General features: G+C 69.3%; 19 protein-coding genes and 1 riboswitch. Of the genes, 8 read left to right on the forward strand and 11 right to left on the reverse strand.

The features are described 5' to 3' along the window. Positions 1–178: 178 nt before the first annotated feature. Positions 179–1387, reverse strand: a complete 1209-nt coding sequence (locus OTERR_RS00710) for a ribonucleotide-diphosphate reductase subunit beta (RefSeq protein ID WP_246154237.1) — start codon at positions 1385–1387, stop codon at positions 179–181. Beyond that, the gene (locus OTERR_RS00715; RefSeq protein WP_149424543.1) at positions 1384–4254 is read right to left on the reverse strand and encodes a ribonucleoside-diphosphate reductase subunit alpha; all 2871 of its coding nucleotides are present in this window, start codon (positions 4252–4254) and stop codon (positions 1384–1386) included. Before OTERR_RS00715 ends, OTERR_RS00710 begins: the two co-directional genes overlap by 4 nt. Before the next feature lie 189 nt (positions 4255–4443). Beyond that, positions 4444–4697: riboswitch (cobalamin riboswitch) on the reverse strand. Between the two features lie 136 nt (positions 4698–4833). Between OTERR_RS00715 and OTERR_RS00720 the strand changes: the two genes are divergently transcribed. The 8 genes from OTERR_RS00720 (at position 4834) to OTERR_RS00760 (ending at position 14679) form a co-directional block, all read left to right on the forward strand. Continuing rightward, positions 4834–5688, forward strand: coding sequence for a DNA ligase (locus OTERR_RS00720; protein WP_149424544.1), 855 nt, complete (start codon positions 4834–4836; stop codon positions 5686–5688). A 369-nt stretch (positions 5689–6057) separates the two neighbouring features. Beyond that, entirely contained in the window at positions 6058–7647 is a 1590-nt protein-coding gene (locus tag OTERR_RS00725; protein ID WP_223115972.1) for a glycosyltransferase family 2 protein, read from the forward strand. A 5-nt stretch (positions 7648–7652) separates the two neighbouring features. After that, positions 7653–8732: a bactofilin family protein gene (locus tag OTERR_RS00730; RefSeq protein WP_149424545.1), complete on the forward strand. Its 1080-nt coding sequence runs from the start codon at positions 7653–7655 to the stop codon at positions 8730–8732. Further along, positions 8729–9733 (forward strand): hypothetical protein, encoded by a 1005-nt coding sequence (locus OTERR_RS00735; RefSeq protein ID WP_149424546.1) that lies wholly within the window; start codon positions 8729–8731, stop codon positions 9731–9733. The genes OTERR_RS00730 and OTERR_RS00735 overlap by 4 nt, the downstream gene beginning before the upstream one ends. Continuing rightward, entirely contained in the window at positions 9718–11586 is a 1869-nt protein-coding gene (locus OTERR_RS00740) for a polysaccharide deacetylase family protein (RefSeq protein ID WP_149424547.1), read from the forward strand. Before OTERR_RS00735 ends, OTERR_RS00740 begins: the two co-directional genes overlap by 16 nt. Next, positions 11583–12779 (forward strand): non-hydrolyzing UDP-N-acetylglucosamine 2-epimerase, encoded by a 1197-nt coding sequence (wecB, locus tag OTERR_RS00745; RefSeq protein ID WP_223115973.1) that lies wholly within the window; start codon positions 11583–11585, stop codon positions 12777–12779. Before OTERR_RS00740 ends, wecB begins: the two co-directional genes overlap by 4 nt. Beyond that, positions 12749–13843 (forward strand): YaiO family outer membrane beta-barrel protein, encoded by a 1095-nt coding sequence (locus tag OTERR_RS00755; RefSeq protein ID WP_187775273.1) that lies wholly within the window; start codon positions 12749–12751, stop codon positions 13841–13843. Before wecB ends, OTERR_RS00755 begins: the two co-directional genes overlap by 31 nt. A gap of 5 nt (positions 13844–13848) precedes the next feature. Beyond that, the gene (locus OTERR_RS00760; RefSeq protein ID WP_149424549.1) at positions 13849–14679 is read left to right on the forward strand and encodes a hypothetical protein; all 831 of its coding nucleotides are present in this window, start codon (positions 13849–13851) and stop codon (positions 14677–14679) included. A 38-nt stretch (positions 14680–14717) separates the two neighbouring features. On the opposite strand, the gene OTERR_RS00765 is transcribed toward OTERR_RS00760, so the two are convergent. The 9 genes from OTERR_RS00765 to OTERR_RS00805 form a co-directional block, all read right to left on the reverse strand. Further along, positions 14718–16349, reverse strand: coding sequence for a fatty acid--CoA ligase (locus OTERR_RS00765; RefSeq protein ID WP_149424550.1), 1632 nt, complete (start codon positions 16347–16349; stop codon positions 14718–14720). Between the two features lie 62 nt (positions 16350–16411). Next, positions 16412–16918: a CinA family protein gene (locus tag OTERR_RS00770; protein WP_149424551.1), complete on the reverse strand. Its 507-nt coding sequence runs from the start codon at positions 16916–16918 to the stop codon at positions 16412–16414. A gap of 26 nt (positions 16919–16944) precedes the next feature. Next, entirely contained in the window at positions 16945–17433 is a 489-nt protein-coding gene (locus OTERR_RS00775) for a phosphatidylglycerophosphatase A family protein (protein ID WP_054619749.1), read from the reverse strand. Positions 17434–17484: 51 nt separating this feature from the next. Then, on the reverse strand, positions 17485–18486 hold the full coding sequence (gene thiL, locus OTERR_RS00780) for a thiamine-phosphate kinase (RefSeq protein ID WP_149424552.1): 1002 nt from the start codon (positions 18484–18486) through the stop codon (positions 17485–17487). A gap of 48 nt (positions 18487–18534) precedes the next feature. Beyond that, positions 18535–19125: a transcription antitermination factor NusB gene (nusB, locus tag OTERR_RS00785; protein WP_149424553.1), complete on the reverse strand. Its 591-nt coding sequence runs from the start codon at positions 19123–19125 to the stop codon at positions 18535–18537. Further along, positions 19122–19607 carry a 6,7-dimethyl-8-ribityllumazine synthase gene (gene ribH / locus OTERR_RS00790; protein WP_054619747.1) on the reverse strand — a complete coding sequence of 162 codons (486 nt, stop codon included), beginning with the start codon at positions 19605–19607 and terminating at the stop codon, positions 19122–19124. Before ribH ends, nusB begins: the two co-directional genes overlap by 4 nt. Positions 19608–19626: 19 nt before the next feature. After that, entirely contained in the window at positions 19627–20757 is a 1131-nt protein-coding gene (ribBA, locus tag OTERR_RS00795; protein WP_054619746.1) for a bifunctional 3,4-dihydroxy-2-butanone-4-phosphate synthase/GTP cyclohydrolase II, read from the reverse strand. Next, positions 20754–21365: a riboflavin synthase gene (locus OTERR_RS00800; protein WP_054619745.1), complete on the reverse strand. Its 612-nt coding sequence runs from the start codon at positions 21363–21365 to the stop codon at positions 20754–20756. The genes ribBA and OTERR_RS00800 overlap by 4 nt, the downstream gene beginning before the upstream one ends. Positions 21366–21524: 159 nt before the next feature. Continuing rightward, positions 21525–22313, reverse strand: coding sequence for a hypothetical protein (locus OTERR_RS00805; protein WP_149424554.1), 789 nt, complete (start codon positions 22311–22313; stop codon positions 21525–21527). Between the last annotated feature and the right edge of the window lie 90 nt (positions 22314–22403).

Consider the following 22403-nt stretch of genomic DNA (forward strand, 5'->3'; position numbering starts at 1 on the left):
GTTCGCCGCCGTGACGGCCACGGCGGCGAACGAAAAAAGGGGGCGGCATGGTGCGACTTTTCGCGGTGGTTTTCAACTCCCCCGAATGGGTGGCGCCAGGGTGCGTACGCGGGCCTACACCCAGGCGTCCTGGCGCTCCGACGTCACGACCCGCCTTATCCCAACCCCGCCTCCCGCCTCACTCCCAGGTCAGCGCCCCGCCGGTCTGGTACTCGGTGACCCGGGTCTCGAAGAAGTTCTTCTCCTTGCGCAGGTTGGCCTGCTCGTCGAGCCAGGGCAGCACGTTCTCGGCGCCGGGGAAAGGCTCGGCCAGGCCCAGCTGGCGGGCGCGGCGGTTGGCGATGAAGCGGAACTGGCCCCGGTGCAGGTCGGCGTTGTAGCCGAGGATGGGCTCCCGCAGGATGTAGCCGGCGTAGGCCGATTCGGCGGCCTCGGCCTCGTCCCACATCCGGCGCAGGGCGGCCGGGTCCAGGGTCAGGTTCTCTTCCTGCAACAGCTGGCGCACCACCCGGATGCCGAAGGCACAGTGCAGCACTTCGTCGCGCATGATGTATTGCAGTTGCTCGGCGGCGCCCTTCATCAGGCCCCGGCGTTGCAGGGCGAAGATGGGGGTGAAGCCGTTGTAGAACCAGCAGCCCTCGAATACCCCGGCGAAGAACAGGTAGGCCAGGGCGAATTCGTGCAGGGCGTCCCGGTCGGTCAGGTCCTTGCCCGATTCGAGCACGGCGTTGAGGCGCCGGTTGGCCAGGGCGATCTTGCCGTGGATCTGCGGCACCACCCGGTAGCGGTTGTAGATCTCCTGCTGGTTGAGGCCCAGGCTCTCGATGCAGTGCTGGTAGGTCCAGGTGTGCAGGGCTTCCTCGTAGACCTGGCGGGCCTGGTAGATCTGCAATTCCGGGGCGCTCATCTTTTCCATCACCGCCAGGCCGATGTTGCGCATGGCCAGGATGTCGGAGGTGGTGAGGTAGGACAGCACGTTCTCGAAGACGTGACGCTCGGCCGGCGTCAGCTTGTGGTTGTAGTCGTGCACGTCCTGGGCCATGGAGATTTCCAGGGGCGTCCAGTGGTTGCGGTTGGCGTTGAGGAAGAACTCCCAGGCCCAGGGGTACTTGAAGGGGGCGAGTTGGTTGATGTCGGCCTTGCCGTTCACCACCCGCTTGTCCTCCGGGTTGATCGGGGCGAGGGAGAGGCCCGCCGTGGGCTGGGCCAAAGTCCGCGCCAGTGCTTGTTCTCCGGCCGGCATGGTCGAAGAACCAATAGGGGCGCGGCTTTCCAAGATGCCTGCCTGGAGATCGGCCATGGGCGCGGGGCTTGGCGCAGGGGCCTGGGCGGGCGGGGTCGCGACGGCGGGGCCGTCGTCCCAGTCGTTGAGCAGGAAGGCGGTCATTGGCAGGCCTCGCAATCCGGGTTGTCGATGGCGCAGAACTTGGGTTCGGCCGGGGCTGCGGGCACGGCCGTCCGGTCGATCGGCGCGCCGGTCTTTTCCATGGCGGTGGCGCCCAGGGTGCGCAGGTAGTAGGTGGTCTTCAGGCCCCGCGTCCAGGCCAGCTTGTAGATTTCGTCGAGCTTCTTGCCCGAGGCCACGGCCACGTACAGGTTGAGGGACTGGGCCTGGTCGATCCACTTCTGGCGCCGCGCCGCGGCCTCGATCAGCCACACCGGGTCGATCTCGAAGGCGGTGGCGTAGCGGGCCTTGAGTTCGGCCGGGATGCGGTCGATGGGGGCCAGGGAGCCGTCGAAGTACTTGAGGTCGGCCACCATCACCTCGTCCCACAGCCCCAGGGCCTTCAGGTCGCGTACCAGGGCGTCGTTCACCACGGTGAATTCGCCGGACAGGTTCGATTTGACGTAGAGGTTCTGGTACTCGGGTTCGATTGAGGCCGAGAGGCCGACGATGTTGGAGATGGTGGCGGTGGGGGCGATGGCCACGCAGTTGGAATTGCGCATGCCCACCTGGGCGATGCGCTGGCGCAGGGCCTCCCAGTCCTGGGTGGCGCCGCGGTCCACCTCGACGAACCCGCCCCGGGCGTCTTCCAGCAGTTGCAGGGAGTCCAGGGGCAGGATGCCCTGGTCCCACAGGCTGCCGGTGAAGCTGGAGTAGCGGCCCCGTTCCTCGGCCAGGTCGGTGGAGGCCCAGTAGGCGTGGTAGCACACCGCTTCCATGGAACGGTCGGCGAAGACCACCGCCTCGTCCGAGGCGTAGGGCAGGCCCATGGCCTGGAGGCAGTTGGAGAAGCCCATGATGCCCAGGCCCACCGGGCGGTGCCGCACGTTGGCGTTGCGCGCCTTGGGGGTGGCGTAGAAGTTGATGTCCACCACGTTGTCGAGCAGGCGCATGGCGGTGCGGATGGTGCGCTTGAGCTTGGCCTGGTCCAGGGTCCACTGGCCGTCCACCTGCACCAGGTGGGCCGGCAGGTTCACCGAGCCCAGGTTACACACGGCGGTCTCGGTGTCGGAGGTGTTGAGGGTGATCTCGGTGCACAGGTTGGAGCTGTGCACCGTGCCCACGTGCTGCTGGGGCGAGCGCAGGTTGCAGGCGTCCTTGAAGGTGATCCAGGGATGGCCGGTCTCGAACAGCATGGTCAGCATCTTGCGCCACAGCTGCACGGCGGGAATGCGCTTGAACAGCTTGATCTCGCCCCGCTCGGCCCGGGCCTCGTAGGCGGTGTAGGCGGCCGCGAAGGCCTTGCCGTACTTGTCGTGCAGGTCGGGCACGTCGCTGGGGGAGAACAGGGTCCAGTCCTGGTTGTTCATCACCCGCTGCATGAACAGGTCGGGAATCCAGTTGGCCGTGTTCATATCGTGGGTGCGGCGGCGCTCGTCGCCGGTGTTCTTGCGCAGTTCGAGGAATTCCTCGATGTCCAGGTGCCAGCTCTCCAGATAGGCGCACACCGCCCCCTTGCGCTTGCCGCCCTGGTTCACCGCCACGGCGGTGTCGTTGACCACCTTGAGGAAGGGAATCACCCCCTGGCTCTTGCCGTTGGTGCCCTTGATGCGGCTGCCCAGGGCGCGCACCGGGGTCCAGTCGTTGCCCAGGCCGCCGGCGTACTTTTGCAGCAGGGCGTTTTCCTTGACCGACTGGTAGATGCCTTCCAGGTCGTCGGAGACGGTGGTCAGGTAGCAGGACGACAGCTGGGAATGGCGGGTGCCGCTGTTGAACAGGGTCGGCGTGCTGCTCATGAAATCGAAGGACGAGAGCAGGTTGTAGAACTCGATGGCCCGGGCTTCCCGGTCGATCTCGTTGAGGGCCAGGCCCATCGCCACGCGCATGAAGAAGGTTTGCGGCAGCTCGATGCGCTGCTCATCCACGTGCAGGAAGTAGCGGTCGTAGAGGGTTTGGAGGCCCAGGTAGTCGAACTGCAGGTCCCGGTCGGCCACCAGGGCGCGGCCCAGCACCTCCAGGTCGAACTCGGCCAGGCGCGGGTCGAGCAGTTCGGCGGCGATGCCGCGGCGGATCGCCCGGGGGAAGTACTCGGCGTAGCCGGCGGTCATGGCGCCGTGGGCGGTGGGCTGGCCGAGCACCTCGACGCGGATCGAATCGAGCAGCAGCCGGGCGGAAACCTTGCTGTAGGCCGGTTCCCGCTCGATCAGGGTGCGGGCGGCCAGCACCAGGGACTGGCGCACCGCCACCACCGGCACCCCGTCGTAGAGGTTGTGCAGGGCGTGTTCCAGCACGGTGTCCGCAGAAACGTCGGCCAGGCCGGCGCAGGCTTCGCGCACTGTGGCCAGCAGGGCGGCCCGGTCCAGGGGGCGGCGGATGTCGCCATCCACCACGTGCAGCACCGGCGCGTCGCTGGCCGGCGCGGCGGCGGCCTGGGCGGCCCGCTCGGCAGCGCGCTTTTCGCGGTAGAGCACGTAGGCCCGGGCCACGTCGTGGGAGCCGGAGCGCATCAGGGCCAGTTCTACCTGGTCCTGGATGTCCTCGATGTGCACCGTGCCGCCGCCGGGCAGGCGCCGGGTCAGGGCGTTGACCACGGTGGCGGTGAGTTCGCCGACCACATCGCGGATGCGGGCCGAGGTGGCGCCCTGGTGGCCTTCCACCGCCAGGAAGGCCTTGGTCAGGGCCACGGCGATCTTGTCCGGGTTGAAGGCCACCACCGCGCCGTTGCGGCGGATCACCTCGAAGCTGCGGGCGCTGACACTGACGCCGAGGCCGGTGTTGAAGGCGGTGTCGGTCAGGTCGGGGCCGGCGGCGTGGGACAGGGCGGTGGCCGGAGCGGGGCTCCGCTCGGCGGTGATGGCAGGGTGGTGCATGCAGGTAACTCCCCGTGGCGGGAGGGGAGCGACCGGAAGCGGAGGGGCGGGGCACCGCGGCGCCGGGCCAGGGGCCGGCCGTCGTCGTTGCACCCGGGCGGCCCGGGGCGGACCGCCACTCCTTCCCGGGGGCACCCCGCCCCAAGTCAGAACGCAGAACGCGCCGGCCAGGCCCGGATGGGCGCACAGCACGGCGCTGCGGCGATGGCCGGTCTCCTGGCTCGCGGGTCGTGGCGTTGGCAGCGTGGCGGCACGGTGGTGTTGCGTGCATCCACTCCGGCCCCGGCCTTCCCGGACGGCGTGGCGTCCAGTGGCGGATGGGGCGCGCTCACCGCTTACAGTTGCGGGGGCAGCTTCGGCTTGGGCGGTTGCGGGCAAACGCCCCGCCGCACCGAATTCCAGTTTCATCCCCTAAAGGGGAAACCATCGTGGCCGGGAATGTACCGGAGAGGGAAAAGCCGCGTCAAGAAAAAACCACTAGATGTAGTGCTTGTGTTTAGTTTTTTGACTACATGTTGTGGTCGTGGTGGCGGTTAAATGCGTATGGCATTGTGGCGTATCCCCTTTCCTGGAGCGGCCATGCGCGCCCTGATCCTTGCCCTCGGCCTGATGCTGCTGCCCGTCGGCGTCCTTGCCGACCCAGCCCTGCTGCTGGCCCGGACCTACCGGCCCGGCACCGGGGTGGACCTGGGCGCCTACTGGGTCAGCGAAAAATACGACGGGGTGCGCGGCTACTGGGACGGCCGGCAGCTGTGGAGCCGGGGCGGGGAACCGATCGCCGCTCCGGCCTGGTTCACCGCCGGCTGGCCGGCCACGCCCCTGGATGGCGAGCTGTGGGCCGGTCGGGGCGGTTTTGCCCGGGCGGCGGGGACGGTGCGTCAGCAGGTGGCGGTAGAGGCGGACTGGCGTCAGTTGCGGTACCTGGTGTTCGACCTGCCGGCCCATTCGGGCACTTTCGATGAACGCCTGGTGGCCCTGGAGGTGGCGGTGGCGGCCATCGGCCAGCCCTGGGTGCAGGCGGTGGTCCAGTTCCGCGTCGCCAGCGAGGGGGAATTGCGCCGCCGTCTGGCGGCGGTGGTGGCCGACGGCGGCGAAGGCCTGATGCTGCACCGCGGCGATTCCCGCTACCAGGCCGGGCGCAGCGACGACCTGCTCAAGGTGAAGCCCTACGACGACGGCGAAGCCCGGGTGGTGGGCTATCTGCCGGGCAAGGGCAAGTACCGGGGCCAACTGGGGGCCCTGCTGGTGGAAACCCCGGAAGGGCGCCGCTTCGGCCTGGGCAGTGGCCTGGACGATGCCGCCCGGCGCAATCCGCCCCCCGTGGGGACCTGGGTCACCTACCGCCACAACGGCCTCACCGAGCATGGCCTGCCGCGCTTTCCCCGCTACCTGCGGGTGCGGGCGGACTGGAGCGCCGGCACGGCGGCCCGCTAAGCGCGGCGTGGGGAGGCAGGGGCTCGGGGCCAACCACCGACCCTGTCCGCCTGGGACGCTGGACCGGGCGCCACCGGGCTATGGGTGTCCCCAACGGGATTCGTTGGTGCGGCACAGGCGGAACGGGGCGGGGCGGCGTCGGCCTTGATGCCAAATGGGCATGACAAAAGAACCGAAATGAACGATTTGTTTTCTGACAAAAGCTGACAAAAACTGGCTTTCCCTGGTTTTTTACTGGGTTTTTAGTGACAAAACGCACGTTCGGCAGGCTTTTGCTGGAAATATTTCGTGCAGTGCAAAATATTTCATTCCGCCGAGCCAATTGGAGTCGTAAGCTGCGGCCTCGTTATTCGTCCGCTCCTTGCGCCCATGTCCATCCTCCCCAAAATTATCCGCCCGGTAGGCCGTCTGGCCGCGTGCCTGATGGGGGGATGGCTGCTGTGCGCGGCTACCGCGCCGCACGCCGCCGATGCGATGCCGTCGCCCCCGTCGCCCGCCGTGGCGCCGGCTGAAGCGCCGACCTATTACGGCGCCGAGGTGCCCCCCACGTCCGTGCTGCGCTTCAAGCCGATCCAGGCCTGGCAGGCCCTGCCTCCGGACACGGGGTTCGTCCGCTCGCGCTTGTCGATGATCTCCAACGAGACGGCGGTGATCGCCCAGATGCTGCTGTTTGCCGTGCTCGGGCTGATCGTTATCTATACCGTCCGCCACTACTACTTCGCCTTCAACCGTCTGTTCGGCCGGCAGCGCCACCCCTACGTGGATATCGACACGGCGGTCTGGCCGACGGTGACCGTGTTCATCGCCGCCCACAACGAGGAGGCGGTGATCGCCAACTCCCTGGAGGCCCTGCTCGACGTGGACTACCCGCCCGAGCGCATCCGCCTGATGCCGGTGAACGACCGTTCCACCGACCGCACCAAGGAAATCATCGACAGCTACGTGGCCCGCTTTCCCGGGCGCATCACGCCGTTCCACCGCACCGGCGGCAAGCCGGGCAAGTCGGCGGCGCTGAAGGACGCCACCGAACTGGTGGACAGCGACATCATCATCATCTTCGATGCCGACTACGTGCCCGGCAAGGGCCTGATCAAGCAGCTGGTGGCCCCCTTCCTCGACCCGGAAAACGGCGCGGTGATGGGCCGGGTGGTGCCGCTCAACACCGGCAGCAACCTCCTTACCCGCCTGCTCGACCTGGAGCGGTCCGGCGGCTACCAGGTGGACCAGCAGGCGCGCATGAACCTGCGCATGGTGCCCCAGTACGGAGGCACCGTGGGCGGGGTACGCCGCGCCGCCCTGGAAAGCATTGGCGGCTGGCGCGACGACGCCCTGGCCGAGGATACCGACCTGACCTACCGCCTGCTCCTGGCCGGCTGGAAGACGGTCTACCAGAACCGCTCCGAGTGCTACGAGGAAGTGCCGGAAAGCTGGCCGGTGCGGGTGCGCCAGATCATGCGCTGGGCCAAGGGCCACAACCAGGCCGCGCTGCGCTACGCCGGGCGCCTGCTGTTCTGCCGTGGCGTGAGCTTCGCCGAGCGGGTGGACGGCCTGCTGCTGCTCGGGGTGTATGCCATGTCGCCGCTGCTGCTGTTCGGCTGGATCCTGGCCATCTTCCTGTTCTACTGCACCACCAACCAGTGGCTGTCCGGCGCCCTGGCCATGTTCGCCCTGATGGGCTACGGCGCCCTGGGCAACTTCGCCGCCTACTTCGAGATCTCGGCGGCGGTGCATCTGGACGGCAACCGTAACCGCATCCGCCTGCTGCCCCTCAACCTGTTCGGTTTCCTGATCAGCCTGCTGGCCATCGCCCGGGCCACCTGGAACCAGTTCTTCTTCGACTGGCTGCTGCGCCGCAACCTGGTGTGGGACAAGACCGTACGCTACCGCCAACCGGGCGCACCGCACGTGGCGCTGCCTTCCGGGTCGACGCCCCACCACCAGATCGGCGCGCTGCGGTGAGCATGATGGGACTCCTGCTCCTGGCACTGAGCTGCGCCGTGCTCTTCCTCCTGCCTCTCGTTCCCGCCGCGCTGGAATGGTGGCGCCCCAGCGACAACGCGCCGCTGCGGGTGGTGCGCGAGTACGACGGCAGCATCAGTCATTTCGCCGCCAGCTTCCAGCGCTTCGTCGATGCCCAGCTGCGCCCCTACCTGGAGCAGGCACGCAGCAGCGCTGGCCAGGTGGAAGGGGCCCTGGCCAACGGCACCCGCATCATCGCCGTGGCCCCCGGTCAGCCACTGCACCTCGATGACGAGGAGGAAAAACGGCGGGAATGCGAGCGCCTGATCCTCTCCCCGGGCGACCTCACCCTGCCCGGCGAACGCATCTACTCCGGCGAGATCTTCGCCCAGGGCGCGATCCACGGCGGCCCCGGCCTGGTGCTGCGGGCGGCCCTGGCCAAGGGCGACATCGATCTGGCGGCAGAAAGCTACGTCATGCGCTGGATCCACGCCGAAGGCGAGGCCGTGGTGGGTGTCCGCTCGCGCCTCTACGGCCGGGCCTCGGCCGTGCGTCGTCTGGCCGTGGGGCCGGGCAGCCAGTTCGGGCGCATCTTCGCCCCCCGCATCGAATTCACCCCGGTGGCCCCCCCTGCCCGCCCGGCCCGCCTGGTGCTGCAACGCCGGCCTGCCCTGGCGCTGCCGTCCCGCGTACAGGCCAACGACGTCGGCCGCTGGCTGGTGCGCGGCGACCTCGCCGTCCAGCCCCAGTGCTGGCACCGCGGTCACCTGATCGCCGCCGCCGGGCTGCAGGTCGGCGAAGGCGCTTTCGTCGCCGGTTCGGTCAAGGGCAACCGGGACGTTACCCTGGCGGCCGGCAGCTGCGTGCTGGGCAGCGTGGTGGCCGCCGGCAGCGTGTTCCTGGCCCAGGACAGCCGCGCCCTGGGCCCGATCGTCGCCGAGGATGTGGTGGAAATCGGGCCGGGTTGCGTGGTGGGCACGCCGGAGCATCCCACCACCATCACCGCGCCGCACATCCGCGTTGCCCCCGGCGCCCTGGTCCATGGTTCGGTCTGGGCCCGGGAAGGCGGCGAGGTGCTGGCATGAGCCCGGTCAAACGCCTGCTCGCTCGGCTCGCCCTGGGCCTCAGCCTGGCCGTTTCGCCCTGGCTGGCCCAGGCGGCGGATCTCGATCTGGTGGGTTACCAGCGGGCCGACGGCGCCATCACGGTCCACCGCAACGGCGATTTCGTCGATCCCTACTTTGCCCTGAAGGCCTTGCTGGCGGCCCGGGAACTGGGTCTGGACGTCACCGGCCCGGCCCGGCGCTGGATCGACTGGATGCTGGCGCGGCCGACCCGGGACGGCCTGTTCGGCCGCTACTGCGCCGACTCCGAGGGCGCCTGGAGCCAGTGCCAGGAGGCCGACGCCGACGATTCCCTGCTCGCCCTGTGGCTGGAGCTGCTCTATGTCACGGCCCCCGACAGCGGTCTGCCGCCGGCCTGGCAGGACAGCGCCGCGCGCAGCCGTGCCGCCCTGGACAAGCTCTACGATCCGCGCCTGGGCGGCTACGTGATCTCCCCGACGCTCCACGTCGCCCTGCTCATGGACAACTGCGAGGTGGTCGGCGCCCTGCGCACCGTGGCGGCCCGCCTCCAGTCCATGGGCGATGTGGCCGGAGCACGCCGCCTGCGGCGCCAGACCGACCAGGCCGAACGGCGCCTGACGTGGCTGTTTCCCGCCAAGGCCGACGGCCTGCTGCGCCATACCAGCGAGGCGGAGGGGCCCGATGCCTTCTATCCCCACCTGGTCGCCCAACTTTATCCCGCCCTGCACGGCCTGCCCACCCTGCTGAAAAAACCAGCCATCGGCTACCGCGAGTGGATGCGCCGTTACCGCCACGCCTGGCTGACCCTGGCGGTGGACGACTATCCCTGGGGGCTGGTGGCCCAGGTGGCCCAGCAGCAGGGCGATACCGCCACGGTGGCGTGCTGGGTGCGCCAGACCGCCCCGTTGCGCCACGGCGCCCGCTGGCATGTCCTTGAAGAGGCCTTGTGGCAGGGCCTTTCCACCCACGTCGATCCCGATACCCCATGTTCGCTGCACTGAAACGCTTTCTCGTCGCCGTTCTGCCCTGGGGGCTGCTGTTCGCCGGGCTGGCGGCCCTGTACGTCTGGTGGGGCGAGCGCGACGACGCCGCCCTGGCCGAGCACGCCGTGTACCTGATCCTGCCCGAAGGCCAGAACCCGGCCGACCCGGCGGTGACCATTTGGCTCGATGCAGCCCGGGAAGAAGGAATCCCGATGCGCACCATCAGCGATTCGGACTTCCTGCAGCGCCCGGGGGAGAGCGACCGGCGCACGGCGGCGATCCTGCCCGATGGCCTGCACCGGGACATCACCCCGGTCTTTGTCGGCCGCCTCGAACAGTTCGTCGCCCGGGGCGGCCAGCTGATGCTGGTCTATGACGGCGGCACGATCATCAGCAGCGACGCACCGGCCGGTGGCGCCTCGCCCCTGTCGAACCTGGTCGGGCTGCGCTATGGCCCGGATCGGGAGCGTTTTGGCCAGGGGGGCGTCGAGCGCGGCCCGCTGCTGACGACGGAAACGGGTGTGCGCCTGTTGCAGCTGCCCCCGGGCAAGACCGTCGCCATGGAGGCGCCGGCGGCGCAAGCCCTGCTCGGCGGCAAGACATTCGCCATTACCGGCTACCAGTACGGCGCCCTGCTCTACCCGATCCTGCCCACGCGCGGCGCCTATGCCGGCGAGGCATTGCTCGCCAGCGAATCCGGCGGGCTGGCGGCCGGCTACCGCAAGGTGGGCCAGGGCGGCGTGCTGTTCGTCAACACCCCCATCGGCTACCTCAAGGGCCAGACCGACGGGACGCTGCTGCACACCTTCCTGCACCACCTGGTGTTCGACCGGCTCGGCCTGCCGGTGCTGAAGGCCACCGCCGACGGCATCGGCGGCCTGGTGTTCAACTGGCACGTGGACTCCAACGCCTCGACCCCCGAGTTCGAGCGCCTGGAAAGCTTCGGCGCCCTGGACCAGGGGCCGTTCTCGATCCACTTCACCGCCGGTCCGGACATGGCCGTCTTCGGCGACAAGCAGGGCCTCGACCTGGAGCACAACGCCCAGGTGCGCAAGTGGGTGAACCGCTTCCGCGAGCGGGGGGACGCTCTGGGGGACCACGGCGGCTGGATCCACAACTACTTCGGCGGCCGGGTGAACGACACCAACAGGGACGAGATGGTCCAGTACCTGGAGATGAACGAGAAGGCGGTCGCGGCCATTGCCGGGCAGCCGTCCCGGGAATATTCGGCGCCCATGGGCAATCAGCCGGAGTGGGTGACCGAATGGCTGGAGGCCCACAACATGGTGGCCTACTACTTCACCGGCAACACCGGCATGGCCCCCACCCGCAGCTATCGCAACGGTCGCCTCAACGCCAAGCGCATCTGGTCCTTCCCGGTGCTCATCCTGGGCAACATGGCCGCCTTCGAGGAATTCGATGAAGAGGACCTGAGCGACGACGAGGTCAAGGGCTGGCTCACCGCCGCCGCCGATTTCGCCGCCGACACGGGCACCCTGCGCACCATCTATTCCCACCCCCACGGCTTCCACCGCTTTCCCGAGGCCCTGCGTGCGCTGTTCGCGCACACCCGGGAGCTTGCCGCCGCCGGCCGTTTCCGCTGGACCACCATGGCCGGAGCGGCGGATTTCCTCAACCGGCGCGAACAGGCGACCTGGGCCTACAGCGGGCGCGGCGACCGCCTGGTAATGAACGCCAGCCATCCTACCGATTTGAGCGGCCTGGCCTGGGAAGTCCCCAAGCAGGCTGGTGCGGCTCCCCGCATCGTCGGCGGCGCAGGCCGGGTCGAGGACATCGGCCGCGCCTGGCGCGTGGTCGCGGGCCACGGTCGCACCTTCGCATTCGAATTCACCCGTAAGGCACTGCCATGACTCTTTCCAGTTCCATTCTCCTGTGCATGGGCACCCGGCCCGAGATCATCAAGATGGCGCCGGTCTACCACGCCTTGAAGGCGGCCAACCTGCGTCCCCTGGTGCTGCATACCGGCCAGCATCGCGAGATGGCCAACCCGATGTACGAATTCTTCGGCATGCAGCCGGCCCTCAGCCTGGAGCTGGAGCGGCGCCGCGAGTCCCTCTCCCACCTGTCGTCGCTGATGGTCGACAAGATCGGGAAAATCCTCGAAGACAGCGCGCCGTCGGCGGTGCTGGTGCACGGCGACACCTCCAGTGCCCTGATGGCCGCCCTGGCTGCCTTCTACCAGCAGATCCCGGTGGGGCACGTGGAGGCCGGGCTGCGCTCCCACTGCGCCTACGATCCCTTCCCCGAAGAGAAGAACCGGGAACTGATCGGGCGCCTCGCCAGCTGGCACTTCGCCCCCACGGCCCAGGCCCGCGCTAACCTGCTGCGCGAAGGCATCGCCGCCGAGACCATCCACACCGTGGGCAACACCATCGTCGATGCGGTGCACCTGGCCGGCCAGATGGACGGCGCCAAGGAAGCGGCCATCCCCGAGCTGCAGCGGGATCTGGCCCGCCTGCCGGCGCTGCTGCCGGGGCGCCGCCTGATGCTGGTCACCTCGCACCGCCGGGAGAATCTGGATGGCCCCCTGGCCAATATCGCCGGCGCCGTGCGCGACCTGCTGCTGGAATCCCCCGACCTGCTGGTGGTCTGGCCGGTCCATGCCAATCCCCGGGTCAAGGAGACGGTCCATGCCGTTCTCGACGAGCTGCCGGCGGAAGCGGCCGAGCGCCTGTTCCTCACCCAGCCCATGGGCTATGCGGCCCTGATGTGGCTGCTGCACCGGGCCTGGCTGGTGCTGACCGATTCCGGCGGCATACAGGAAGAGGCCGCTGCGGTGCATACTCCGATCCTGGTGCTGCGCGAGACCACCGAGCGCCCCGAACTGATCGAGGCCGGCGCCGGCCGGTTGGTGGGGACCGACCGCCAGACCATCGTCACTGCAGTACGCGAGCTGGCGACCCGGCCCGAAACCGCGGCGGCCATGCGCAACGCCATCAACCCCTTCGGCGACGGCCATGCCGGCCAGCGCATCGCCCAGGTCCTGTCCACCAACCTTGCCCCCCAATTCCCATGGCTTTCCGCTTCTCCCGTCTCGGCCTGACCCTGCTGCTCGGCCTGACCTCGAGCGCCTGGGGGGCGGACCAAGCCGCCGCGGGGGGCCCGCTGGACGTGGTGGCCAATGCCCCCGCTGCCCCGGTCAATGCCAGTACCGATGCTCCTTTCATGGCCCCGCCCCCGCCGGCTGCCGTGCCGCCCGCCAGCGGCAAAGCGGCGGAACCCCAAGGCCAGCCGGCAGATGCCGGCGCAGACGACGATCTGCCGGGCCCCCCCGGACCGCCGGGGCCTCCCGGGCCTCCCGGGCCTCCCGGACCCCCGGGGGAACCTGGCGAACCCGGGGAGCCGGGTGAGCCTGAGCCCGAGGTGCCCGGTCCGCCCGGGGAGCCCGAGCCTTTCGTGCCCCATGGCAGCATCGACGTCGGCTTCGGTTTCAGTGCCCTGACCGCCGGTTATCAGAACTGGAATGGCCAGTTCGTGCGGGGGGTGCTGGCTTCGGACCCGAACAACACCTGGGCGGCGGAAGTGGCCAACCTGAGCCAGTTCGGCGCCGGCGGCATCCTGTTCGCCCTGGGGAACACCCACGTCATCAACGACGACTGGTACGTGTCCACCGCGGTGAGCAGCAGCGACGGCGGCTTCTTCCTGCCCCGGGCCCGCGGCGACGTGGTGCTCAACCGCAAGTTCCTCGAGGCGCGCAACCTGGTGATCGGTGTCGGCGTTTCCGCCATCAAGGCCAAGGACGTGCACCGGGATCTGGCCCTGACCCTCGGCGCCGCCTACTACTTCGATGCCCCCTGGGTGATCGAGGGCGGCGTGCGCATCAACCGCAGCAACCCGGGCAGCGTGATCACCGACTACTACAACGTGGCGGTCACCTACGGCCGCGACAAGGAGCGCTTCATTTCCCTGCGCTTCGCCCACGGCCAGGAGGGTTACCAGGTGGTGGGGGACACCACCGCCCTGAGCAACTTCTCCAGTCGCGACACCATGCTGACCTGGCGCGAGTGGGTGCAGCGCGATTGGGGCGTGCAGATGCGCGTGGGCGAGTACCGCAACCCCTACTATCAGCGCATCGGCGGCGAGTTCAGCCTGTTCTGGGATTTCTGAGCGCCATGGATTCCTCCCTCGACCTGCAGAAGCGCCTCGACAAGATCCGCTCCCACGGCCACGGCGGGCGGCAGATCCGCCTGCACCGGGCGATCTACCAGGTGTCGCTGCACAAGGGCAACCTGCTGATCGCCCTGCTGCTGCCCCTGGTGTTCAACCTGGCCCTGCTGTTCGCCATCGAACGCATCGTGCCCTTCTGGTTCGCCGTGCTGAAGTTCTGGTTTGCCGCCACCGATCTGCCGGGCACCCTGATCGCCGCGCCCTTCGATCTGGTGGTGGCCACGGTCTGGTTGCCGCGCATCGACCTCTACGCCGGGGCTCCCAGCCAGCTGCAATGGTGGATCAGCGCCCTGAGCTGCGTGGTGCTGTGGATCGGCACCCGTTTCATCCCGCCTACCCGCATGCTGCCCCTGATCTACGCGGTGCGCGCGGTGGTGCTCATCCAGATCAGCGCCCTGGTCTACTTTGCCCTGGTGCCGGCCTCGTTCCCCCATGGCCTGGGCTCGTACCTGTTCAGCGGCCTGTCGATGGGGCTGATCCTGATGTTCCTGGCACCGTGGATCCTCGGCTTTACCTACTACGTGTTCAACTTCCCGCTGCATCAGAAGGTGGCGCTGACGCTCCTGGTGCTGGCCTATTTCGCCCTGGCCCTGCCCTTCCAGTTCGCCTTGCACACCGTGCTGCTGTGGCATCTCAGCCTGCTCTTCCTGCCCCTCTTCTACCTGCTCTTCGGTAGCTTCCTCGACGTGATGATGTTCATCGCCTTCTACGCCTGGGGAATGAGCTGGGATTGGCCGCCCCTGACCTGGCGGCGCCACGCTGACGAAACTGCCTGACCCGGTCCCCCGGCCCGGTGGCGGGCCGGGGGAGTGCATCAGCCTGCTGCGTACTGCTCGCGCAGGGCGCGTTTGTTGAGTTTGCCGACGCTGGTCTTGGCCAGTTCGCTGACGAAGACGATGCGCTCCGGCACGCCGTAGCGGGAGATTACCCCCTGGTCGGCGTAGCCCTTGAGATGGGTGCGCAGGGCGTCGGCATCGAGGGACTGGCCGGCCCTGAGCACCACCAGGGCCAGGGGCCGCTCGCCCCATTTTTCGTCGGGCACGCCGATCACCGCCACCTCGCCCACCGCCGGATGACGGGCGATCAGGTCTTCCAGTTCCAGGGACGAGATCCACTCGCCGCCGGTCTTGATCACGTCCTTGATGCGGTCGGTAACCTGCAGGTAACCGCGGGCGTCGATGTGGCCGATGTCCTGGGTATGTAGCCAGCCGCCGGCCCACAGGGTTTCCGACGACGCCGGATTATGCAGGTAGCCCTGGGTCAGCCAGGGGGTGCGCGCCACCACTTCGCCGACGCTCTTGCCGTCCCGGGGGGTGGGGTTGAGCTCCCCGTCGGCGGTCATCAGGTTCACCAGGGGTACGGGGCGGCCGGTCTTGGTGCGCAGGGGCAGGTCGGCCTCCCCCAGGTCGGCGTCGTCGATCTGGGCCAGGGTCAGGATCGGGCAGGTCTCGGACATGCCGTAGCCGGTGAACACGTCGATGCCCCGCTCCCGGGCCTGGCGGGCCAGGCCGGCGGTCATGGCCGAGCCGCCGATGATCAGCTTCCAGCGCGACAGGTCGATGGCCTTGCCCTCGGGGGCGAGCAGCAGCATGTGCAGGATGGTCGGCACGCAGTGGGAGAAGGTGACCTGCTCCTGTTCCACCAATTGCAGGATGGTGGCCGGCACGTAGCGGCCCGGGTACACCTGCTTCACCCCGAGCAGGGTGGCAATGTAGGGCAGGCCCCAGGCGTGTACGTGGAACATCGGCGTCAGCGGCATGTACACGTCGTCACGGTGCAGGCTGCCCTGGCGCGGCGCCGCGGCCAGCCCCAGGCCCACCGCCAGGGTGTGCAGCACCAACTGGCGGTGGCTGAAATAGACGCCCTTGGGCAGGCCGGTGGTGCCGGTGGTGTAGAAGGTGGTGGCCCGGGCGTTCTCGTCGAAGTCGGGGAAGTCGTAGTCCGGGGCGGCGGCAGCCAGCAGGGCCTCGTACTCACCGGCAAAGCCCGGTGGTACGGGCTGGCCGTCGTCGCTGATGAAAAGGGCCGTCTTGACCGTTTCCAGCTGGCTGCGGATTGCCTCGAAGACCGGCAGGAACTCGGCGTTGACGATCACCACGTCGGCCCGGGCGTGGTTCAGGGTGTAGAGAATCTGTTCGGGGGAGAGGCGGATGTTCACCGTCTGCAGCACCGCCCCCATCATCGGCACGGCGAAGAAGCATTCCAGGTAACGGTGGCTGTCCCAGTCCATCATCGCCACCGTGCTGCCCGGGGCGATGCCCTGGCCGGCCAGGGCGTTGGCCAGGCGGCCGATGCGCGTGGCCAGGTCCCGGTAGGTATGGCGCACCTGGCCCCGATAGACGATCTCCTGGTCCGGGGCGGTGGCCAGGGGCGTGTGCAGCAGCTGCTTGATCAGCAGCGGGTAGGCGTAGGCCGAGGGGGTGCGTTCGATCAGGGGCGGGTTCATGGTGCTGTCTCCTTAAGGCTGTTGGACTTGTTGTTACCGCGAAACCAGATGATCGGGGAGGGCTAGGCGCTGCCGGTGGCCCCCTCCAGCCGGGTGATGAGGTGGGACAGGGCCAGGGCGGCGGTGGCGGCGCGCACCGCCTCCCGGTCGCCGGGGAAGTGGCGGGTGACGGCCTCGACCCCGTCCGGGCCGGCCCAGGCAAAGCATACCGTGCCCACCGGTTTCTCCGCGCTGCCGCCGCTGGGGCCGGCGATGCCGCTCACCGCTACGGCCCACTGGGCGCGGCTTTTGGCGATGGCCCCTTCGGCCATGGCGCGGGCCGTGGCTTCCGAGACGGCCCCCGTGGAAATCAAGGTCTGGTGCGGCACGCCGAGCATCTCTTCCTTGGCTGCATTGGAATAGGTGACGAAGCCCCGGTCGAACCAGGCCGAACTGCCGGCAATTGCCGTGACCGCCTGGGCGATCCAGCCGCCGGTGCAGGATTCGGCCGTGGCCAACCAGTCGCCCCGGGCCAGCAGCAGGTTACCGGCCCGCTCGGCGAGGGCTTCCAGGTCGCGTTGGGTGGGCATGGCGCAGGCTCCGCAGAGGTGGGGGGTCAGCCGACGATGAACTTGGCGATGGCCAGCACCAGGATGGTGTAGGCCCCGGCGAACACATCGTCGGTCATCACGCCGAAACCGTTTTTCACCTTCTCGTCGAAGTAGTTGGCCGGGAACGGTTTGACGATGTCGAAGACGCGAAAGAGGAAGAAGGCGGCGGTCTGCCACAGCCAGCCGGCCGGGCAGAACAGCAGCACCAGCCAGAAGGGCACGATCTCGTCCCAGACGATGGCGCCGTGGTCCACCACCCCCAGGTCGCGGCCGGTGCGCTGGGCGGCCACCACGCCGCCGACGAAGCACACCAGCAAAAAGACGAGCAGGGGCAGGTCGGCTGGGAAGGTGTGGCGCAGCACCGGGAAGGTGGCCCAGGCGAACAGGGTGCCGACGGTGCCCGGGGCGAAGGGCGACAGGCCGGAGCCGAGGCCGCAGGCGACGAAGTGGGCGGGGTGGGAAAAGAGGAATTTCAGGCCGGGGCGGGTGCTCATGGGGCGGAATGTTGTTGCGGGGGGTGGGGCGCCGCCGAATGCTGGCGCCGGTCAGTGGGAGAAATGGTCGTAGCCGCGTCGCGCTACCGGGAACGGCTGGCCGGCGGCGTCGAGGACCAGCACGGTGCCGGCCGGGGCGCTATCCGGAGCGGCCAGCACGCCGCAGCAGGTCAGCGGCAGGGCCAGGGCGCGGCCCAGGGCGGCGATGGCTTCCCGGGCCGCGGCGGGAGCGGCGAAGATCAGTTCGTAGTCGTCGCCGCCGGCCAGTTGCGCGTCCCGGGCGATGGTCGCGGCGACCCCGGCGGGCAGGGCCGGCAGGCGCTCGGGCCAGACCGTGGCGACCAGGCCGGAGCGCCGGGCGATGTGGCCCAGGTCCTGGAGCAGACCGTCGGAAACGTCGATGGCGGCGTGGGCCAACCCCCGTTCCTGCAAGGCCAGGCCGAGGGCGACCCGGGGCTGGGGGCGGGTCAGGGCGGCGAGGCAGGCGTCGCGCAGCGGCGCTTCATCCGCGACCGGCGCCGCGGGCAGGTCGAGACCGCCTTGCAGGTGGCGCAGGCCCAGGTTGGCCAGGCCGGGGCGGCCGGAGACCCACAGGTCGTCCCCGGGCCTGGCGCCGTCGCGGCGCAGGGCGCGGCCCGGCGGCACCTCGCCCAGGGCGGTGACGCACAGGTTGAGCGGACCCCGGGTGGTATCGCCGCCGATGATGTCCACGCCGAAGGCGCCGGCGCAGGCGAAGAAGCCCCGGGAAAACGCGGCAATCCAGGCTTCGTCGGCCGCCGGCAGGGCGCCGGCGAGCAAGGCCCAGCGTGGCCGGGCCCCCATGGCGGCGAGATCCGAGACGTTCACCGCCAGGGTTTTCCAGCCCAGGCCTTCCGGATCGGTGTCGGCGAAAAAGTGGGTGCCGGCCACCAGCATGTCGGTGGTGGCGGCCAATTGCATTCCCGGCGTCGGCGTGACCAGGGCGCAGTCGTCCCCCGGCCCCAGCTCCGCCCCGGGGGTGGGGCGGGCGAAGTAGCGGTCGATCAGGTCGAATTCACTGGAGGGGCCGGGCATGGCTGGAGCGGAAAGGGGCTGCGGGGGCCGCCAGGCGGCCCCGCGCGGTCAAGCGCTGGGCGGAGGAGCGGCCTTGCGCGCTTCCACTTCCACCGGGCGCAGCCGGGCGGCCAGTTTGTCGAGCACGCCGTTCACGTACTTGTGCCCGTCGGTGCCACCGAAGGACTTGGCCAGTTCGATGGCCTCGTTGAGGATGACCTTGTAGGGGGTCTCCGGGTGGTGCTTGAACTCGAAAGTGCCGAGCAGCAGCACACCGGCTTCGATCGGCGACAGCTCGTCGAAGGGCCGGTCCAGGCAGGGGGCGATTTCCGCCGCCAGGGCCTCGTGCTGGGCGAGCACGCCGCGCAGCAGGGCGAGGAAGAAGTTGCGGTCGATGGGCGGCTCCTTGGCCGTGGTCTCGGGCGCCGCATCCGGGTTGGCGGCAGCGAACTCGGCGGCCTCTTCGGCCTCGATCGCCTTGGCAGCGATCACCAGGGATTCCAGGGTGGCCTCGATGGCCGCCTCGTCGTTACCGCCGACGCGCCACTGGTAGAGGCCCTGGATCACGTATTCCCGGGCCAGGCGGCGGGGGGATTTCTCCCGGGGCTTCCAGGGCTTGCCGACCTGGTGGCGCAGGACCTTGCCGTCGTTCTTGCTCATACCCCCTCCCGAACGGCGATCGCCGCGTGCAGGTTGGCCATTTCCACGGCGGCCTTGGCGCAGTCGCTGCCCTTTTCGTGCATGCGGGCCAGGGCCTGGTCGTCGTCCTCGCAGGTGAGCACGCCGTTGGCGATGGGCACGCCGGTGTCGAGCTGCACTTCCATGATGGCGCGGCAGGCGTCGTTGGACACCACTTCGAAGTGGTAGGTCTCGCCGCGGATCACCGCGCCCAGGGCGATCAGGGCGTTGTAGCGGTTGGTTAGGGCGAGGCGCTGCAGCACCGGCGGGATTTCCAGGGCGCCGGGCACGGTGGCGACGGTGATGTCGGCATCGGCCACACCCAGCTGCTTGAGCTGGGTGACGCAGGCCGAGAGCAGGCCTTCGCACACGTCCTGGTTGAAGCGGCTCATCACCACGCCGACCTTGAGGCCGGCGCCGGCGAGATTCTCGTCGTATTCGAAAACGTTGTTGAAACGGGCCATGGCAGGCTCCAGAAAGGCGTTAGAGGGCGGCGGCGTCGGCCGGCGAGGCCACGTAACCGGTGACCTCCAGGTCGAAGCCGGTCATCGAGGGCATGCGCCGCGGGCTGCCCAGCAGCTTCATCTTGCGTACCTTGAGGTCGCGCAGGATCTGGGCGCCGATGCCGTAGGAACGGGGGTCCCACTTGCGCGGCACGGGCTTGGCAGCGGGGGATGCGGTGAGGGCTTCCTTGAGGTCGGCGCCGCTTTCGGGACGGTGCAGCAGAACGATCACGCCGGTGCCGTGCCGGGCCACCGCCTGCTGGCACTGGTCCAGGGAGAAGGCGTGACGGCCGCTGTTGGGGTCGAGGAAGTCGAGGATGGAAACCGGCTCGTGCACCCGCACCAGGGTTTCGGTGTCCGGGCCCGGGGCGCCCTTGACCAGGGCCAGATGCACCTCTTCGGCCACCCGGTCGGCGTAGGCGATCAGCTGGAACTCGCCGTGGGGCGTGCTCACGGTGCGCTCGGCAACACGGGAGACCAGGGTCTCGACCCGGCTGCGGTAGTGGATCAGGTCGGCGATGGTGCCGATCTTCAGGCCGTGCTCTTGGGCGAACTCGATCAGGTCCGGCAGGCGGGCCATCGTGCCGTCGTCCTTGAGGATCTCGCAGATTACCGAGGCCGGTTCCAGCCCCGCCAGGGCGGCGAAGTCGCAGCCCGCCTCGGTGTGGCCGGCGCGCACCAGCACGCCGCCGGGCTGGGCGCGCAGGGGGAAGATGTGGCCGGGCTGGACGATGTCGTCCGGGCCGGCGTCCTTGGCCACGGCGGCCTGCACGGTGCGGGCGCGGTCGTGGGCGGAGATGCCGGTGGTGACGCCCTCGGCGGCCTCGATCGAGACGGTGAAGGCGGTGCCGTGGGGCGTCTTGTTGTCGCGCACCATCTGCTCCAGGCCGAGCTGGCGGCAGCGCGCGTCGGTCAGGGTCAGACAGATCAGGCCACGGCCGAACTTGGCCATGAAGTTGATCGCTTCGGGGGTGACGAATTCGGCGGCGAGCACCAGGTCGCCTTCGTTTTCCCGGTCTTCCTCGTCCACCAGGATGACCATCTTGCCGGCACGGATGTCGGCGATGATGTCCTGGACGGGAGCAATGGCGGAGGCTTGCACGGGGTTCATGCGGTTACCTCGCTGTCAGTGGCGTCGGCTTTGATCATGCGTTCGGCGTAGCGGGCGATCAGGTCCACCTCCAGGTTCACCTTGGCGCCGGGCGCCAGCAGGTGCAGGGTGGTGTTGTCCAGGGTGTGGGGGATCAGGTTGATGGCGAAGTCGCAGCCATCCACCGTGTTGGTGGTCAGCGACACGCCATTGACGGTGATCGAGCCCTTGCGGGCGATATAGCGGGCCAGTTCCCGGGGGGCGCGGATGACCAGGCGGCGGTTGTCGCCGACGGCATCGAAGGCGAGCACCTCGCCCACCCCGTCCACGTGGCCGGACACCAGGTGGCCGCCGAGGCGGTCGGCCAGGCGCAGGGCCTTCTCCAGGTTGAGGGGGCCGGAACCGTCGAGGCCGACGGTGCACGACAGGGATTCGGGGGAAACGTCCACCTTGAAGTCCCGGGGGCCGAGTTCGACCACGGTGAGGCAGACGCCGTTGCAGGCGATGGAGTCGCCCAGGGCGACGTCGCTGAGGTCCAGGCTGCCGGCGTCGATGCTCAGGCGCACGCCGGCTTCGCGGGGGGTGCGCTGGGTGATGTGGCCGACGGCGGCAATGATTCCGGTAAACATGGGAAATCCCGCGCAAGCGGTGAGGGGAGGAAAGGGGCGGATTTTACCACGGGGCCGCGCCGCCCCCGGCGGTGCCTGGCGGCGACCTGTGGGCGGCAGGGCGGGGCGCTGGCGGCCCCCGCGGTGCCCGGCGCAGAACCGGGCGTGGCGGGAGGGCGCCTAGGGCTTCTTCGGGATGATGCCGTCGGCCTCGGCCTTGGCCCGCTCCGCGGCGCGCTGCTTTTCCTTGGCTTCGCGCTCGGCCTTCTTCTCCGCCACCTTGGCGTCGCGCTCGGCCATGCGCTGGCGGGATTCGAGCACGCTGGCGCGCTGGTCCTCGGCGCGCTGGGCGGCTTCGACGCCCTGGGCCGCCTTGTCGGCGCGCTTGGCGGACAGCCGCGCGGCGGTTTCGCGGCGCTCGGCGGCGGCCTGGGCGTTGCCGGTTTCCACCGCCTTGGCCTTCTCGGCCTGGCGCTGTTCCCGCTCCGCGTCCTGGCGCGCCTTGTCGGCACGGAATTCCTCGCTTTGCCGCTCCTGGCTGGCGGCGCGGCGGGGCGCTTCCTCCCGGGCCCGGGCGTCGCGGCTGGCCACGTCCCGGGTGCGGATTTCCAGTTCCAGTTCCCGGGCCTCGGCGTCCACCTTGCGCGCTTCCAGCTCGGCGGCGGTCTTGGCCTTCTTGGCATCGCCCTGGCAGGCGTAGACGCGGAAGCGCTGGTAGCAGGCGGTGAATTCGGCCTCGTACTTGGCCCGGGATTCGTCGCGCATCGCCCGGGCGTGGGCGCGCAGGGCTTCGGCCCGCTCCACCAGTTGGCTGCGTTCGGCGTCGCTGCTCCAGACCTGCTGGTTCGGCCCCGCGGCCTGGGCCAGGGCGGGGCCGGCCGGCAGGGCGGCGAGGCAGAGGGCGATCAGGGCGGCGCCCAGGGGGCGGATGGCGGGGGAAAACGGGAAAACGGTGGTGCGCATGGCCATGGGGGAAAATCCGAATCCCCGTAAAATAGGGGATTTCCCCGTTTTCCGAAACCCGCAGGCCGTCGGCCGGGGTGGAAAACGCACCGTTTC

The sequence above is a fragment of the Oryzomicrobium terrae genome (assembly GCF_008274805.1).
Classification (GTDB): domain Bacteria; phylum Pseudomonadota; class Gammaproteobacteria; order Burkholderiales; family Rhodocyclaceae; genus Oryzomicrobium; species Oryzomicrobium terrae.